This window comes from Bacteroides sp. Marseille-P3684, from assembly GCF_900291465.1.
Taxonomy (GTDB): domain Bacteria; phylum Bacteroidota; class Bacteroidia; order Bacteroidales; family Bacteroidaceae; genus Phocaeicola_A.
The window spans coordinates 1,050,259-1,068,646 of record NZ_LT985808.1 but is presented as its reverse complement, the minus strand read 5'-3'; the positions used below and the strand labels follow the sequence as shown (position 1 = coordinate 1,068,646).

Annotated in this window: 8 protein-coding genes and 4 pseudogenes; 3 read left to right on the top strand and 9 right to left on the bottom strand. The window is 41.3% G+C overall.

The features are described from left to right. Positions 1-75: 75 nt before the first annotated feature. Positions 76-834, bottom strand: coding sequence for a Fic family protein (locus tag C8275_RS04025; protein WP_106484191.1), 759 nt, complete (start codon positions 832-834; stop codon positions 76-78). Between the two features lie 922 nt (positions 835-1,756). Between C8275_RS04025 and C8275_RS04020 the strand changes: the two are divergent. After that, a pseudogene (locus tag C8275_RS04020) lies at positions 1,757-1,976 on the top strand (conjugal transfer protein TraG); the annotation flags it as partial. 129 nt (positions 1,977-2,105) lie between these two features. Next, positions 2,106-2,378, top strand: a pseudogene (locus tag C8275_RS04015) (transcriptional regulator); the annotation flags it as partial. A 136-nt stretch (positions 2,379-2,514) separates the two neighbouring features. Here C8275_RS04015 and C8275_RS04010 read toward each other — a convergent pair. Further along, positions 2,515-4,209 (bottom strand): IS1634 family transposase, encoded by a 1,695-nt coding sequence (locus tag C8275_RS04010; RefSeq protein WP_369860932.1) that lies wholly within the window; start codon positions 4,207-4,209, stop codon positions 2,515-2,517. Positions 4,210-4,518: 309 nt separating this feature from the next. Between C8275_RS04010 and C8275_RS14945 the strand changes: the two are divergent. Then, positions 4,519-4,695: pseudogene (locus C8275_RS14945) on the top strand (IS1182 family transposase); the annotation flags it as partial. Between the two features lie 280 nt (positions 4,696-4,975). On the opposite strand, the gene C8275_RS04005 reads toward C8275_RS14945, so the two are convergent. From C8275_RS04005 to C8275_RS03980, 7 genes and pseudogenes are all read right to left on the bottom strand, one after another. Then, complete coding sequence (locus C8275_RS04005; RefSeq protein ID WP_234395796.1) at positions 4,976-6,931, bottom strand: hypothetical protein; 1,956 nt, start codon at positions 6,929-6,931, stop codon at positions 4,976-4,978. 69 nt (positions 6,932-7,000) lie between these two features. Beyond that, positions 7,001-7,864 (bottom strand): annotated as a pseudogene (locus tag C8275_RS14795) (family 43 glycosylhydrolase); the annotation flags it as partial. A 68-nt stretch (positions 7,865-7,932) separates the two neighbouring features. After that, entirely contained in the window at positions 7,933-8,973 is a 1,041-nt protein-coding gene (locus tag C8275_RS04000) for a family 43 glycosylhydrolase (RefSeq protein ID WP_106625720.1), read from the bottom strand. Positions 8,974-8,982: 9 nt separating this feature from the next. Continuing rightward, positions 8,983-10,812: a RagB/SusD family nutrient uptake outer membrane protein gene (locus C8275_RS03995; RefSeq protein ID WP_106484189.1), complete on the bottom strand. Its 1,830-nt coding sequence runs from the start codon at positions 10,810-10,812 to the stop codon at positions 8,983-8,985. Positions 10,813-10,850: 38 nt separating this feature from the next. Beyond that, positions 10,851-13,973, bottom strand: coding sequence for a TonB-dependent receptor (locus C8275_RS03990; RefSeq protein WP_106625719.1), 3,123 nt, complete (start codon positions 13,971-13,973; stop codon positions 10,851-10,853). 209 nt (positions 13,974-14,182) lie between these two features. After that, complete coding sequence (locus tag C8275_RS03985) at positions 14,183-17,101, bottom strand: glycosyl hydrolase 115 family protein (protein WP_106625718.1); 2,919 nt, start codon at positions 17,099-17,101, stop codon at positions 14,183-14,185. A 106-nt stretch (positions 17,102-17,207) separates the two neighbouring features. Next, on the bottom strand, positions 17,208-18,314 hold the full coding sequence (locus C8275_RS03980) for a glycoside hydrolase family 105 protein (protein ID WP_106484188.1): 1,107 nt from the start codon (positions 18,312-18,314) through the stop codon (positions 17,208-17,210). Positions 18,315-18,388: the final 74 nt, after the last annotated feature.

The window sequence follows — 18,388 nt, the reverse complement described above, 5'->3', positions numbered from 1 at the left end:
AGAGACGGCCATCACAAGGACCTTTCGCCCATCCATGGTTAAGAACCAATCAAACGACGGACGGGATGCTTGGGGTTACATATCCATTCCGGCATCCATCGTCAAGTCCTTTATCCGAGCTATCTGCCTATCCAGAAAATAATCCACATACAGACTATAGGTCCCGTTTTCATAGAAACTAATCAAGCCTTTACGATAATTCAGGATGTCCGCCTCCTTCGATGAATAGACCGGAATCAGTCCGGCATTCATCATCACAATGCTTTCCACAAGACGTGCCGTACGTTTGTTGCAATCAATGAACGGCTGTATCCGTGCAATGTTGCAGTGAAGATACACAGCACGTTCAAGGGGATTCTCCAGTTCCGTCTGCCGATAAAGCACCTCGCTCAGTTTGAAACGTATCTCATAGATGTCCCGGGGAGGAACATAATCAGTCCCGGATATTCTGACCGGACGTGTGCGGAACTGACCGACTTCCTCATCGGAGACCAAGCCGGAAGACAATCCGGAATGCAGCCGGAGCAGAGTGCGCTCATCTATTACTTCGGTATTCTTCCCTTTATGGATATACTCCATTTCAGAAACAAAAAGATTATGCAGGTTCTTTAGCATTTTGGCATCCTCGTACCGTTTTTCCGATGTAATGCCATCCTTCAGCAAGGCCTCGGTTTCGACGTATGTATATGTATTCCCCTCAATCTTTCCGGAATAATAGCACCACACTACAGCCAAATCGCGTATTTCTGATGAGGTCAGATCACTTAATTTCGCCAACGGAGACTGAAGTATCTGTTCCGCCTTTTGTAACTGCCGGTCTGTAAATATAATCATAACTCAAGTTCGGATTTAGGAATGAGTGTGAAACAATGGCATAAAAAAGCTCTGAGTATTTTTGCATACCGCTGGGAATAAAACAATTAGATATAACAAGAAAAAAGCACTCAGAACTTAAAGCCATGAGCAAAAATACAACAATCCCATCAGAAGTCCACAACTTTTTCAGCGAAAAACGCCGTCATACGGTTATGAATCCAACTTCCGTCAGCCGAATCGCAGGGAAATACACGTCGGTGACACCCTCCCCCAATTTGTCAATCTGTCAAAACGTCAAACGAAGGGCCTCCAGAATGCTCTCGTTCGCCCCGAAGGAGGAGTTCGTGCGTAAAACAGGCCTTCTCGGGCGTTTCGCAAAATACACTTTGGCGGAATAAATACATATTTCACAGAAGAAAGAAACAGAGCAACCATATAGCAGGAGCTAACTGATTTCGCAAACGACAATTCACCCCTCAAAATAACACGTTCCAAATCATCATCCGTTGGAACATTCTAGAGGTAAACGTCCGTGAAATAATGTATCCTTTTTATAAAACAAGCGTTTCGCCGTCCGAACTTTTGACTTCGGAAGACGAAACAATATTGTTTGAGTCGTCAAACACTTGTGTTTGGTACGTGAAACAATATTGTTTGACGAGTGAAACAATATTGTTTCGCGGTATAATTATTCACATTCGCCCCTGTTTTAGAATAAGTATGCACGCTCATCCGCATGAATATTCCTAAAGAAACCTACTTTAGGCGATTTTTCAAAAAGTCGCGTTAGCTGAAAAGGAGCTTTTGGGTGATTTTGTATAGGGATGTGAAGGGATGGGGTTGCAAAATGACATCATACAGCCATCCACAAGCGCACCATCTGCGTCGCCAGGTCTGCCTGTGGACTGCTGTATTCCCTCCTTCGCACCCGCTACAGCTCTTTCAGGATTACAGCCAGTTTACCCGTGATTCCGGGAACAAGGGAAACAAGGTCAACGGTGAGCAACATTTTCAGTGGGCAAGTGGTTGGCGGGACAGCAAAGATATTGCCGGAGCGTTTTGGAAAGGTATTGCAGAAGCAACAGAGCATGACCATCAACCAGCGGGAGAAGTCCACCTCGATAAGCACCCAGATGGACAGCCTGATACCCGCCAGCAAAAGATTGTCGGCTTGATAAAAAGTGCACCGTTATTTTTCATACATTTGCATAAATGTAAGAATTATATGAGTATATGAGTGAGAACCAAAATATTGAATGGAAAGAAAGCTGGCGGGACGAATACCTGAAAGCGGGCTAATGATTACCTATTACACGGACGTGCGCTCACAGTTATTGGCACAACGGGTGGATGAAAGATATATACCTGTCATTGAATATGCAGCCCAAAATGGAAGCGTCACCAATTCGGACGTTCAAAGAATATTGAATACCAACCGGACTACTGCATATCGTTTATTGCAACAAATGGGAACATGGCTGGAAATGCAGGGCGTTACGGGTAAAAGCACTTATTACACGATAAAAGGTTTGCCAAACGCTTCACAAACGCTCCAAAAATAAATAGCTCCTTATCTTTTGGTTTGCATACACAACTTGTTACCAACAAATTACAAATAGTAAAAAACGCTTCATAAACGCTTCACAAATGGCTCATTGAAAGAGGGTGATTAAACTCACTCTCTTTTTCCTGACTTCGTCAACGTGTCACCCAAAACTCATCAGAGAATAATGGTGCGATAGGTTGATGGCGTTTCATCAGCATAGTTCGATTGATAACCTGTTTGTTCTTGGGCAGTGTCAGCTGTATTGTTACAATCGTCTGTGCAAGTGCTAAAACCTTGTCGACACTCATATTGACATTGGATAGTTTCAGCAGCCGCTCTAGTTCCTTATAAACTTTCAATGCCACAAAACAGATGCATACGTGTGCCTTTATCCTGCGGTGGGTGAAGTGGAACATAGGTCGTATCTCTATCTTCGATTTTGAGATGCGGAAAGCCCTTTCGACATGCCATAGGTTATGATATGCGGCATATACTTCACCGGTCGGGATATTTGTATTGGTAAGATATCCTTTCAGCCCGTCCCATTTCGCGTCNGGTCGTATCTCTATCTTCGATTTTGAGATGCGGAAAGCCCTTTCGACATGCCATAGGTTATGATATGCGGCATATACTTCACCGGTCGGGATATTTGTATTGGTAAGATATCCTTTCAGCCCGTCCCATTTCGCGTCAGCCTCAAGTTTGTCGTAATTGATGGTCACCTTAATGTCGCCCTTCATCTTCAAGAACTTGTTATAACCTCGCTTGTTTATGTTGTCTTTCGTCAGGGTGCCACGTTGGTATGCCTTTTCCAGACGTTGTATCCCCTTTTCCCTGTTGTGGGCATCCTTGCGGGCACGGTCGTCTGTATATCCCACAAGCAGACGTCTGCTGCCTCCCTTGTCGTATTCCACCATCTGCTTGTCAACTTTGGGCTGATTGAGTATCCATTCCTGTATCCTTTTGCTTTCGTTCTTGATTTTCGCACCGATAATATATTTGTAACCGTTTGCTTCCAAGTCTGCTATATTGTCGCTGTTCATCAGTCCGGAGTCGGCTACGACAATAAAGTCTTCCAATTTATATTTCCGTACAAATTCCGTCACTACCGGCAGCATCGTGTGACCTTCATACTTGTTCCCTTCATGTATGCAATAAGCCAGCGGATAGCCTCCGACGCTGACGAGCAGTCCGAGGATGATCTGTGGATTCCTGTGCCGTCCTTCTTTGGAAAATCCTGTCTTTCGCAATTCATCTTCATAATCCGCCTCAAAATAAAGAGTGGTCACATCATAGAACAAAACACCGATGCGGCCGTTCAACACCTGCCTTGTATGCAGTACGCTTATATCCTGGACAATTTCATGCTGACTGTCGCTGAGCTTGTCCAAATAACGGTATATCTTCGACAGACTGACATCCTCATCGAAATGGTTTTTCAGGTACTCGGCAGTAGCCGCCTTGCTTGCCGGATAGGCCAACCGCGCCTTTACCAGCTGTCGGAACACCGGATCCTCGATCCGGTTGAAGCCCACACTGTCAAACACACGGTCAAGTATCAGGTCTGCCCCGTTAATCGATATGTTGGTAATACATGAAAGCATTTGCTCGGCATTCAGAAGTTCCGTTTCACACCCCTTACGATCCTCGCCGAAAAGATCCAGACGGGGATGCCGGCGTTCTTGCTCCCTGTCAATCCACTCATGGGCTTTAGATATGAGTGAGTCAAGATCTTCGGGTTCCTTGGCTATGCCGATTGTGGCAAGTTCATTCATTTTGCCATTAATCTTCTCTGTGACAATTATGCCAACATTGCCTGAGGGATATTTTTTCCTTCGTATAAACATATTTTTTGAACCGTGTCACCCTAAAATGGGTGATGCAAAATTACAAAATTCTATTTATCAACGCTTTGTAAAATTAGACTTTTTTGAGTGACGAAGTCAGGACAAATAGTAAAAAACGCTTCATAAACGCTTCACAAATGGCTCATTGAAAGAGGGTGATTAAACTCACTCTCTTTTTTGTTCTTTCGACTAATGGTTGGGAATTTACCAGTCTGTACAAATCAACGAGTGCCGTTAAAGGATTCGACAAAAGGGGGCTATTTGCAGACCGTGCGCCAACACAGGGCGGCGAATTCATGCAGGTGGACAGAAACGTTTATGGACTTCTCCTTCCTTGCCATTACCTTCAATATAAAAAAGATGTGTGTAAAGATGAGAAAAGAAGGTATGGATTGGCTTATTAAACTATTTTATGCCCCCACTGGCTCTCTTTTCAGGCATTTGAGACACATCAATCAAAGAAATCTTCAAAATATCGCTGCTTGAAGAAAACGAACTGCTCTTTTTAGTTAACGAAAAAGGGGACGTATTGCTCATCATGACACGCTCTCAAATCTACAAACAATTACAGTATAAGCAATTATAAATCAAAACATTTTTGAAGGACGAAGTCTGAAAAAGAAGCCGGATTATATATCCATATGAATCATATAATAATATGATGATGGATATACATCCGGCTTTAAGGGAATTCACATTTTGCATTCTTTATGGATGCTGTTTCTTGCACATGTCCAATTTATTTTAAGCCAATCACTCCTTTCTTTCACTCTTCAAGCAAAAAACGCTCAGCACGTCCAGGAGTATAAAGTTCCCATAAAGAAGCCACAGTCCATCCGGGAGCGAATATATTGTTATAAAATCCTTTACCATTATGCCCATAATCCCAAGTAGTATGCTGTACAACTTCCGGATAATATCCCGGCTTCGCAATACCACATAAACGTCCTTCAACAGGCAATAATTGACGCATTGATGTTGAAATCACTTCAGCCATAGATGCAAAGCGAGACTCCCCATATTTCAAAGAAAGCCACCGAAGTACATCAGCAAATTCAAAAACAAACACATCAATGTGATTATTTTCTACCGAAACATTACCCCAACCACGGGTATGCAAACCCAAATCCCCCAGCATCTGCCCCGGAGCAAAGGGAACATCCCAAACATAATACCATGACAAGGCAAAATAAGCAGCCTTCCGACTTAATCCAGCATAATGAGCATGTTCATTCCCTTTTGTTACCAATGCCAAATAATAAGTTGCAGTAGCAGCATAAAGCGATGCTTCCTTATCTTCACAATTAGCATCTAATGTAGAAGAAAAATAATCAGCCTTAGCTATCAGTTCCTGCTCCAAATAAGCAACTGTTCGTTTGGCTGCATTCAGATAACGCTTATCATTAAAGTATTTATACCCCATTACCAGCGGCAATGTAGCTGACGGTGTACTTCCTCCACTCTCATCTATGATAGACCTGTCCTCTCGGAATTTACGTGGAAAACTTCCATCCTCAGACTGTAACATCAACAAATTGTTCAACAGACGACGTATGCGCTTCTCCCAATCCATATGTCGTCGACCATTCATCCGCTCGTAATGCAAATAATGAAGCATGGCATATATCCCTTCCGACTGACGTCGTATACTTAGGCTCTTCTCCTCCTGTAAACGGTCAAAATCAACATATTCCCGAAAAAAACCACTTGGAGTAAAACCATGATGCAAATAAGAATCAAAAATCTGTGAACTTTTTAACTTTAAATCTTCCCGTGACATCATCCATCCATATTCCCAAGCATTGAACGCATTAAGAAGCGTTCTGCCTATAAATCCTACTTCAGCTACTCCCCCGGGCATACAGTCATCCGTATGGATATGTGCTCCTGAATTGTACGCTAATGGATACTTGTCGACAAAGCTATCTGTAAAATACCGGCTCAATGTCCTCTTTACCTCTGCCACAGTATATATCGTATCTACCGGAGAAGGATGATAAGTATCAAAACTGTATTCCCAAGTCTGACGTACAAAATCAGAGAAATCTTTTGCACTATTTTCATTGAGTTCCCATGTCAATGATATTGTCTCTCCTTTCTTTAACAATTGGAAAGTTGTAACCTCTGGCGCTAAAGTCAATTTCCTTATATAGCTTTTCGGGGTTTCCTGATAAGGAAATCCAAAAACCAGCCCAGCTATCCCCGCCTGATTTTCAAATCCGGTAAACCCAACAGAAGTCCTTCCAGAAAGAATGACTTCACCCTCCTGATGAACAGACAAGGCATCCTGTTTCCATACTCCAAGTCGGCTGACTGTCAAAAAACGTCCATCTACAGGATTAAACACTCCTGTTAAAGGAGTGCTCAGACGATCCTCTCGCACGGTCCAACTATCGGATGTATAAAAAGAAGGTGCTTCTCTAGGGGAACGCAAATTACGACGATACCAAAACCCCGGCATATAAAACAAGCAGGAATCGTGTGGGAATCCGGAATCCAACCATTGCCTGAAATGAAAATAAATATCCTTCATAGCTGTGAGCTGGGTTATCAACTGCGTTCGTCCGGATCTATTCTCAATTTTCTGCATAACCCTTACAGGTAAAGCTACGTCAGACATCCACTCATAATCAAAGTAATCATCAGACAACTTATGACTGTATAAATGATAATCTACAGCATCATTTCCCGGTTTCTTTAACGATAGGACAGTCTTCAACACCGTTGATAAAAAGTAGGGAGACTTACTCTCTCTAGAAGCTGACTTCCCATCCACCACCGGCCATTCATCCTGCCAATCTACCCGATCAAGTAAAAGGACACGCCCATGAGGATTTGTTACATCTACGCCATGATATAAAATCCAATCTGTACCTCTATCATCCGTAATCAGTTCTGCATTATGACCAGTACCTACAAAATGTTTATTTTTCCCAATCAGCAATTCATGATGATTCTCTAGCATTCCCTGACCAGACTTATCCACATAAGGTCCCAATAAAGAGTCAGAACGCCCAACAACAGTTTGATAAGAGCTATTCACCCCTTCACAACAAGTCCCAGTAGATGCAAACAAATAGTAATGATTATCTTTTTTATAAATATAAGTACCCTCATAAGCATTTCCAGCTATGTGCTTCTTTTCACATCCCGGTTTCAAAGCCAGACCGTCATTGGTCAACTCTGCCCCGTAAATACCATGAAAGCTACCCCAAAACAAATATTTTTTGCCTTCATCTTCGATGTAAAAAGGGTCTATACAATTTTGAATGCCAATTTCATTGCTACGGAACATCATTCCTCTGTCATGAAAAGGCCCCATCGGACTATCAGCTACCGCCACTCCGATACCACAAGTCCATTCACCGCCCCAATGTGACATTGAATAATAGAGCACATACTTATTACCAATTTTATTGATATCCGGAGCCCACAAGCCTCCTTTAGGCTCAAAATTCGGACGGGTCTCATCGGTGAATGCCGTACCCACGAATTCCCAATGGACCAAATCCTTAGAGCGATGAATCGGAATATTATGAATATCTTCTGTTGCATACAGATAAAAGAAGCCATCATCAGCCAAGACAACAGAAGGATCAGGTAAACTATAATCCACAACAGGATTCTGATATTTACCAATCAAATCCCCAGCCATGAGACATGGGCTCATGACCAGGGCAATACATAAAACAAGTACCTTAAACATACCAATTCCATTGTTAACTATTTACATACAGGTGATTCAGCCTCAACGGAAGGACTATTTCCTTTCACCTGAGGCCATCCGTCATCAGTCCATGTAATCTGATCCAGCATCAAAAAACGTCCCTTGTCTGGCGTTTTCCGAGAATAGCTATGATATAACAGGAACTCATGTCCTTCACTATCCGTCACAATCTCTGAATTATGACCGGGACCGACAAAATGTTCATTTGCCTTAATCAACACTTCATAACCATTATCAAGCATAGATGTACCCGACTTAGATACATAAGGACCCAACAAAGAAATAGAACGTCCGACAACAGTCGTGTAAGTACTTAACATAGCATTACAACAAGCACCCACAGAAGCAAATAGATAGTAATAGTCGCCTCGCTTACATATATAGGGAGCTTCAAACGCTGTACCGGCAACCTGAACTTTATTCTTTTTAGCTGCTGCTAAATCACCATTGGGCACATTCATACCATCATCTGACAGTTGCAGCGCATAAATCCCGTTAAAACTCCCCCAAAACAACCACTTCTTACCATTTTCTTCAAAAAAGCACGGATCTATAGAATTCCTTACCCCAATTTCAGACGAAGTAAAAAGCAATCCTTTACCATCGCGTGATTTGTCCAATTTGAAAGGCCCTTCCGGAGAATCTGCATAAGCGGTACCAATAGCAGCCTTAGCAGGCGAACCCATTGCAGACATCGCATAATATAATACATATTTGTTACCTATCTTTTCAATATCAGGAGCCCAAACCGACACTCCTGAACCAGAAACAAATGAAGGACGCTTTTCGAAAAGTTCTTGGTTACTTTTTGTCCAATGTACTAAATCTGTAGAGTGCAGAGCTTTCCACGTATTGGTACAATAAACATAAAAAGACTGATTATTTTCTTTCCATACCGTTGGATCAGCTGCACTATAATCCGTCAACGGATTTACATAAGGATGTTCATACGTTACTTTCATGCCCTCATCCTCATCAGAGCACGATGTTAAGCCTCCCATACAGAGAGCCAAACATACTATATACAATTTATTCATACTCATCGTTTACTTTGCTTGTCTTGCATCCAATTCCTCTACCGGAATATTATCTTCACAACCATCATAACCATAATTCTGGTTAATGCGCCCCTGTGTATTAGACTTGATCGCGTTTTGCGGTATGGGCCACAAAACATGATAAGGCTCCATAATAAATGCATTGGTACTATAAAAATATTGTTCACTGAAGAAATTATTCTTTTCCATCATCCGGTCATAATACCAATTTTTCTCGGAGAAATTCTTAAGCGAATAGCCATCCTTTCCCAACTTCGCCTTTAAATACGCAATACGTGTCAATTCTGTCTTGCGATGATCTTCCAAAAACAACTCGCGCGCACGCTCATCCAATATCTGTTCTAAGGTTACTGTTCCAACAGGTAATTCAGGTGCATGAGCGCGACGACGAATTATATTTACATCTTCGGTTGCCCCTTTCAAATCTCCCAACCACCAACGAGCCTCAGCCCTATTCAAATAAGTCTCAGCCAATCGATATATATACTGATCAGTAAAACCTCCTACGGGGACCTTACCACCCGACTTAGGATCATCTTTACTAATTAAGACCTTTACTATGGGAAAAGAGAAATAACACCGCATGGTATCTGTACAATAACGTGGATCTACTGGTTTACCAAACCATTTATCACTTCCTCCGGATTTTGCTGGACGATTATACACAATACGGGACTTATCAAACCAGTTATTCTCATTGTGACGCAAATCATTCCCGCACTTACTCCACAATTCATATTGTGCATAATTAGTCGGACGCAGTTTGGCCAATCCTCGTCCTAGATACTCCAATTCTTCATATCCATCATAAATTCCCGAAGCGTCTGTTGTTCCTTGCTTGCCATCCGGAGTCTTAACTTTACTGCCGGCATGCCACTGAGGCACAAAATTACGTTTACGCGCAGAGCCCTTGGGAGAAGAACACCCTTCCAACCCGTAACGTTCTTGACCAACCATAATCCATTCTCTATTTTCCGTACTACTGATATTGTCCGGTTCAAATAAATCATTAAATACATCAAGCGACTTATCGCCAGCATTTACTCCAAATCGTTCCGTCATCAAGTGTAAACCATGATTATGGATTACATTTGAAGCCATGTCTTCAGCTTTTTCAAATTCACCCAAAGCCAAATAAATCTTGGAAAGTAAATGCTCTCCAGCCGCCCGGTTAACAGCACCGGGTACAGTTGTCTCTGGCAACCATTGAACAGCATATTCCATATCTTTCTTTATGTTCTCCAAGATAGTCCAGCGGGATGTCGTATTAAAATCTACTTTTGGCCCCGTAATTTCTTCTGCAATCCAAGGGACATCCCCAAATTGATGCGTCAACAGGTAATACCAATAGGCACGATGGAAATAACCTTCCGCCAGCACCGCATTACGATCTTCCTCGGAAGCCATATCAGATGCTTCCGGAGCACGCGTTATTACAGTATTGGCATATTTAATACCATTCCATCCAAACACCCAATAACGCAAGTGTAAATACATGTTTGTGGTCGGTGTCAGCTGCGTCACTAAATTATGGATTTCTTTTGTTTCAGGTCCCCCTATCACTCCCAAGTCAGACCATGCATATTCATACACTGCAAAAGTTTCACAATTCCCTGAATTAAAAGCATCGCCAAACCATTCAAAGTTAATCTGTTTACGGCATGAGCGCAACATTGTTTCCAAGCCGTCACGATCTACGAACGTATTTTCTGGAGTCAAAAAAGACATGGGTTGAGGGGTCAGATCGACACACCCTTCCAAACTGGCAAGCAGCAAACAAGCCATCAGGCCTCTTACTATATATTTTTTAGTCTTCATTTCTTTCTACTTATTGAGAGGTTATAATAAAATCAATGTTATAAAGTCATATTGACTCCAAAAGTCCAGATGCGCGGAGAAATCAGCTTCATGACTGGATCTGAACGTCTCCAGCCCGAAATAGTGAATGCATTATCCAAATTAAAGCTGACACGCAAATTGTCCACTTCAATCTTTTTCAACCACGCCTTCGGGAAAGTATATGCCAGTGACATGTTCTGCATCTTCAGATAATTGCGTTTTTTATAGAGATTAACCGTAGGATTGTTACTATCAGCCCCCAAACGTGCATACTTTGTACTAGGAGTCCAAGGAGTCCAATAATCTGTCCATTCTGAATTGGAAGAATAGAAGAAACGATTATCTTCATTGCGAGCTAAATTATCAACATCAATCCAGTCGAACTCACCTCTCAAAACAAATGAAAAATCCAAGCAGTTCCATAAGTTTAAATCACTGGTAACACTCAAACGGTGTTTCGGGGTTCGCGAACCCAGCCATTGCTTATCCTCATCATTAATAACACCATTATGATCTACATCCTCCAAGCGAGGATCTCCTGGCTGTTTACCATACTTATTGGCCTCTAGTTCATCACCTAATTGCCAGATACCAATATATTTATAATCATAAATATCATCAATACCATGACCGATATACCAACCGTTCTGAACGTCATCATCTTCTCTTTGACCGATGACATTACCCTCGGCATCCAACACATCAATCATCTTACCATACAAATGCTTGATCTCATTCTTGTTCGTTGAATAAATAAAAGTAGTATTCCACCGCACCTTATTCGGAACATTAATATTGGTTGTTGTTATCGTCACCTCTATCCCTCGATTATCAATCCGTCCCAAATTGGAAGCTATTTTTCCATAGCCAGAGATTTCCGGCATGGCACGGTCCATCAGCAAATCAGTCGTTTTATTCCAATAGGCATCAACAGAACCGGAAATGCGATTATTCAGGAAGCTAAAATCCAGTCCAACATTCCGTCCGGTTGTTGTTTCCCACTTCAAATCCCGATTGGCTAAGCTTGACGGATAAACGGCCTTATAGTTCACGCCATCCATAATCGCATTTGTTATAGTGAGTCTCGAAAATGCAGCATAACGACCAATGTCGCGATTACCGGTTTGCCCCCATGAAAGACGCAATTTCAAATTATCCAACCATTTGACATTCTTCAAAAATTTTTCCTCACTCAATCGCCATGCTAATGCTGCCGAAGGGAACAAACCAAATGGGTCATTCTGCCCAAAAGCAGAAAATCCATCACGCCGTAAGGCTGCTGTCAGCAGATACCTATCCATTAAGGAGTAATTTACACGTCCTAATAAGCCATTTCCTGTTTGTAATTGGTCATCTGAGGATACCTCGGGAACTATACCTGATTGAATCGCATGATAAATCAAATTACCATTAGGTTGAAAACCTTCGTTGTACCCCGTGGAAGACCACGATTGATATTTCTCCACCGTATACACAAACGTAAAGTCTATATTATGAACTGATGCAAACGTACGTTTCCACTTCAACATATTATCCACACTCCATTCATAATCTGAGAACTCATGACGCTTGGCCTGTCCTCCGGATACGATACCTGGTTTAATATCCGAATCAAAATAATAATCTTTCTGCCAACCATAACGTGCATTAAAAGTAGTCTGCCAAGAGAACCCCCATGGTAGATTCAATTTTCCATAAACACTGGCTACAAGAGTCTGCCGTTTATCCATCTTATTATCTACCGTATAAGCAAGTAAAGGATTAGCAGTACGATTATCATTTGCTGGACGTACTTTAATTATTCCATCTGCCTCCCACATATTGCCATAAGGACTCATAGCTTTAGCTGCTGTCAAATCTGCAGAGATGCCACTCAAATCCTTATTGGCAAATTGAGCATTCAGTCCTACATTCAACCATTTTGTAATTTCTACATCCAGATTGATGCGAGCACGCACTGCTTGGAAATAATCACCCACCTTAATTCCGTCATTATCTGTATATCCCAAGGAAAAATAATAATTAGTACGATTCGTTTTACCGGAAACAGAAGCATTGTAATCCTGACGAAAGCCGTCCTGCAATACGAGATCCATCCAATCTGTTATTTTTCCAGTCTTATAATTTTCTATTTCCAACGGATCAAATCCTAAACGAGTCAACCAAGTACCTACATAGTCTCCAGAGAAGGAAGCATCATAACTCGTCCATTGCTCTTGTGTCACCCCTGCAGGCAAATGATCTGGATTATCATAATATCCAGCACCCATTTGTGAACTGCTGGGTTTAAAATAGTCTTGTGTTTTCCAATAATCCATTCTACGTTGAATATATTGCTCTGGGGTTGGCATTTGCGGTACAAACGTTGCCTGAGCAACACCGACTTTAGCACTCAGATTAATAATTGGCTTATCTGTTTTTCCACGTTTAGTATTAATCATAATCACTCCAGCAGAACCTTTTGCTCCATAAATAGCTGTAGAACTAGCATCCTTCAAAACATCCATACTTTCAATATCATTCGGATTGATATCAGCTATATTACCATAAAAGATTACTCCATCAAGTACAATTAAAGGAGAAGTACTAGCTTTTAATGATTGTTTGCCTCTAATCAACAGACTGCCTCCACCAGCTGCATCCGTAGAAGGGGTCATATTCACACCAGCTATACTACCGGAAAGGTAATCTGTCACATTAGTTGCAACGCGATTTTGTATCACATCGCTACCAATATGAGACACCGAACCGGTCACATCGCTCTTCTTCATTGTTCCGTAACCCACGACCACAACTTCATCCAATAATTCGTTGTCTTCTCTCAAAACTACGTCCAAATGCGTTGCATGGGCATCCAGCACTTTTTCCAAAGTCTGATAGCCTATGAATGAAAAAACTAATGTAACACGTTTTTGGGGAAGACGAAGGTGATATCGGCCATCAATATCTGAGACCGTCCCTATCGGCTTATCTCCTCGAACCGTAACATTCACGCCTATGACAGGTTCTCCTGCCACATCTTTAATGACGCCCGATACATCTCGAAATGATTGAGCTAAAACAAACACGTTTGATATCAGGAAGAAAAATATCAACCACATCTTCCCATTCAAACAATACTTCATAATCTTCTTACTCATGATATTAAAATTAAGATAGTTTATCGACTTGAATAATTTCTTTGATGAGGCAAAATTAAAAGTCATAGTGAAGCGACCATGACACAACTTTCCAAGAAAAGGAAAATTCTGTCCCAACTTGCTCTCAACATCTTAAGACTAAGCTCCTTTAAATAGAAGCTACGCAGAATTTCGAATTTCCCGTAGCTTCTATGCTTCATGTTCAATAATTATCGCCTTGTCGGTTTCGGACCGTAATAGGATCTTTTCAGGCCTCCAAAGTCTAGAACTATTTTCTGCAGAACAGTACCAGCATCGCCACAAATTATTTTCACTGTATGCTTCCCGGGCTTATCTATATGTAAGGTTGTTTTATTTACCCGGCAATTCTTCAATACACTTTCATACCATATTTGAGCATATTCAAAAGAAGAAGTGGAGGGATTCATTACCGGTCCTTCATCTATACATACACCATACTTCGTTTCGATATTCGTAGCTTCATGACCCGCATATCCTCTATCAGAACTCGTCACAAATGTTGGAAGGACATACGTATAGACATCAACCGAACCTTGTTCAAACGTATAGAAATCGTACTCCAAACGAGGGGTATTTCTCCCTCCTGTCCTCTGCATAGGTGCAATAGGATTTCCTAACTGTACAGCTTCATTTTCTATTCCCAAATTAGGAATCAAATACATTTGGATTGCTTCATTCTCAACCTTTCGGTGAAAACCGGCCGCATCTATCGAAACATATCCATTTGTTTCCACATAAAGACTATCCAATTCCTTATTAATCGAATCAGACGGATTAAATACTGAAACCAAAACACGTTCATGTTCTCCCATATCTGACATTATATCCAGATATCCCAAAACACTCTCATTTTTGGGGACCTTCTCCCAATTAATAGAGACTTCAATACGTTCCTCAGTTTGTGTATAGCCGGAAATCCGACTCAACCGAATCCAATCATCAGAAACAACAGCCTTCCATGCCAATGGAGAAACACCCTTATTAAAGACTTCTATATAGTATGATTCTTTCGGCAAATAACAGCTGAAACAAGGTAAAGAATGAAAGCTCTTCTGCCCTTTCAACACATCTTCCTGCTCAGCCCAGACTCCAAGTGATGCTGATGTTTTCAGTTTAACAGTGCGCAATTCAGGCAATTCAAAATAAGAGGCAGCAAATCCTTGATTCATCATCATTACATGATTCCACTTTCCTCCGAGTAACTCATTATAGCCCTTGGTTATTACAGCCAAGCTATCATAACAAATTTTAGCACTCTTTGCGAAGCTATCAGTCGCAGCACGTTGTTGAATAGCATACCACCGATTCCGTTGTCCATCTAGAATCATTCGATTTAATAACTCACAACCTTTAACTGGGTAATACATCAATTGATAAAAACAAGCTTGTTTTTCTGCAGGCAAACGATGATAAATATTCTCTGTCATGGCTCCTATCCTGCAGTATTCGGTCAAACGAGTTTCCACTTCCCGATAGTTAGTCAAAGAGAAATCCGTATCCGTATTCCGCTCACGACCATGTTTATCTGTAGCCCATTGATACCCCCATCCCATAAATTCAGGCCGACGAGCGAAAGCCAAATGATAGAATGCATCCCAGATATCCTGATACTCGTCCTTAAAGTCATCTCCCATCAGCCCACACATCCACTCCGTACGATAATGAGCTGCCCGTTCAAAATTGAATGAATCTATATTAAACGCCATATTCAAGAAGAAATCAACAGCAAACTCACATGATTTAATATCTCCCGCATTCAACAACCAAATACGATCAGCCGTCATATCATAAGCTTTGCGTAATTCTTCATACATTAGTGTAGGTGAAGTCGTATTCATCCACAAATGATCATGTGGCTTGCCTAAATAGGATGCATGATAATAAACACCAGAGCGTCCTGAACGCTGTTGCTCTTTCGGACTACTTAAACGCTTCATATAACCATAATTATCATCCGGCCAAATGATGGTTACATCATCAGGCAAATTCAATCCCTCGTCATATACATCCAGCACCTCTTTGTAAGGAGTGAAAGCCTGTGGAATCTCTGCAGCCGGTTTTCTGATCACATCAGCCAATATCTGTCTTTGATTCATTAATGCTTCTTGTAACATGTCTTTCCGCGCAGACATATCATTGCCAGCCTTCATTGCTTTATCATGCAGCCCACGCAATGCCAATGTCCAAACATTCTCAAAAGGAGCAGCCGCTTCCACTCGTTCTTTCAAGACCCTATCTACGCCTGCTTTATTATCTTGATAGTCCCATTCGCCCATTGTCTCCCTCTTCCATTCGCTCGCAGTATTAAATAACAAAGGTTCACAATGTGATGAACCCATTACAATAGCAAAACTATCAGCAACCAAACGATTCTCAGGAACAGCGTGAAAAGCTGTTGAAGCATCATGCATCGCAGGACATAAATAATTAGCTTGCAGCCGAAGCAAAAGCTCACAAACCTTGGCATAAGTCCTAGGACCAAAATTACCTCGTTCTTTTTCAAAATTATCTCTTGCCCAGCGAAAAAGCCCCCAATCCTCATCATTAATAAACAATCCTCGATATTTCACAGAAGGTTCTTCTGATATCGTCGGACGAACACTCAAATAAAGGTAGTCATGCTTTACAATAGGAGCATCAGCCCACCAATACCAAGGAGAAACCCCTATGGCGCGTGAAATCGAAAGTAATCCATAAGCAGTTCCTCGACGATCACTACCAACTATTACCAATGCCTGTCCCACTCCATGCACGGGATTCTTCACCAACGCAATCTGATAGGATTCCCAGCGTCCCTTCAAAGAAGAGACATCCATCCGTCCGTCTGCAATCAATTGATCTATAATCTGATTATGTCCTAATGTTCCCACAATCAGACAATCTCCCGTCAATAATCCCTTATCTGAACCATACACCAGCCTCTTCCCCGTAACCTTCTGAACGTCTTCTACAAATAGCTCCGACACTTTCTTTACTACCACAAAATCTGCATGATCATAATAAAGCACTGCACTTTTACCTCTACCCTGCAAAGAAAAAATCTGATTGCCCTTCATTTCAGAAGAAAGAGACACCTGAGCAACGACTGTAACTGATACAATTACCATTATCGCTCCAAACACACAACGTCTAAACCAATTATTATACTGTATCATCAATATTCTACTTTTTAAAATGTTATCCTTCCAACATCTTTTCCCCTTACACAAACTCCTACTTTTCAAGTAATGCTACAGCACACCATAAATAGGGTGCCTGTCCGTGATAATCACCCACATTACGTTTCCTATCATAATAGTACTGTTTATCATTCTTTTTATTAGTTCCAGTGCATACATTACGGACATCACCATTCTCATTCAAATAATCAACCATACCCATCCAAGCCTTACGGGCTGCCGGGGCGTAAACTTTTGCATCCAGCCAACCATTCTTCACCCCTTCAATAAAAGCATAAGTAAACATGGCCGAACCAGAAGTCTCTATCCAACAATCCGGTTGGTCAAGTAACTGACGCCACAACCCGTTTTCTGTCTGATACTTCAATAAACTATCCATCATTTTATGATACCCCTCCAAAATACGAGAGCGATATTCACTATCTTTTGGAAGACAACGCAGGACCTCAGTCATCCCGGCTGCCATCCAACCATTTCCGCGTCCCCAATAAAACGGAACATCAGGAGCATGATAAAAAAGTCCGTTAGACCTCTGCAACTCATCCAAATACAAAACCATCTCTTTTGCAGCCCGATCAATATACTTACGATTACCTGTTACCTTATAAGCAGAAGTTTGTACTATAGGTATCATATACATATCATCAATCCATAAACGTGACTGCCAAGAATACCCTTTCTCTGCCCATTCTTTTTCTTTTGGCTTTGCATCTGCCGGCACTTGCCATTGAGTATCTGCATATGGCATACCTAAATCATAATAACGCTGTTCTCCGGTTATACGATACAATGTTAAAGGCAGGCTACCAAACATATTTACATCAACATGATTCATAATAGGCAATAAGGCCTTTTCTGTAGAAAATAAAGGTTCAAAACGGTTCTGTAACAAGAGAACTAACTCTTTATCAGCAGTAATATACCCAAAATTAAGAGCACCATTCCATGTAAAGGTCTCTGGATAACTGATCCATTTACCTACATGAAGTAAATGTTTCCCATTAACAAAATGATAAGCCATCTTTTTACCTATCACTTCCGGTTCATAACCCTTAGGAAAATTAGTCAATAACTCAACTTGGGCTGATAAATTCTGCCATGAAAGCAGACATAGTACAGAGAATAATAAACTTTTTAACATAACTATTATATCTATAATTTTGACTTGGACAAAGATAAGCTTTCGTAACAGTTCCGAATATTATAAATATCCAA

What these genes read in the sequence shown, in the direction of transcription:
- C8275_RS04025 (WP_106484191.1), bottom strand. Translation starts at nt 834, where the DNA reads ATGATTATATTTACAGACCGGCAGTTACAAAAGGCGGAACAGATACTT.
- C8275_RS04000 (WP_106625720.1), bottom strand. Translation starts at nt 8,973, where the DNA reads ATGAATAAATTGTATATAGTATGTTTGGCTCTCTGTATGGGAGGCTTA.
- C8275_RS03995 (WP_106484189.1), bottom strand. Translation starts at nt 10,812, where the DNA reads ATGAAGACTAAAAAATATATAGTAAGAGGCCTGATGGCTTGTTTGCTG.
- C8275_RS03990 (WP_106625719.1), bottom strand. Translation starts at nt 13,973, where the DNA reads ATGAGTAAGAAGATTATGAAGTATTGTTTGAATGGGAAGATGTGGTTG.
- C8275_RS03985 (WP_106625718.1), bottom strand. Translation starts at nt 17,101, where the DNA reads ATGGTAATTGTATCAGTTACAGTCGTTGCTCAGGTGTCTCTTTCTTCT.
- C8275_RS03980 (WP_106484188.1), bottom strand. Translation starts at nt 18,314, where the DNA reads ATGTTAAAAAGTTTATTATTCTCTGTACTATGTCTGCTTTCATGGCAG.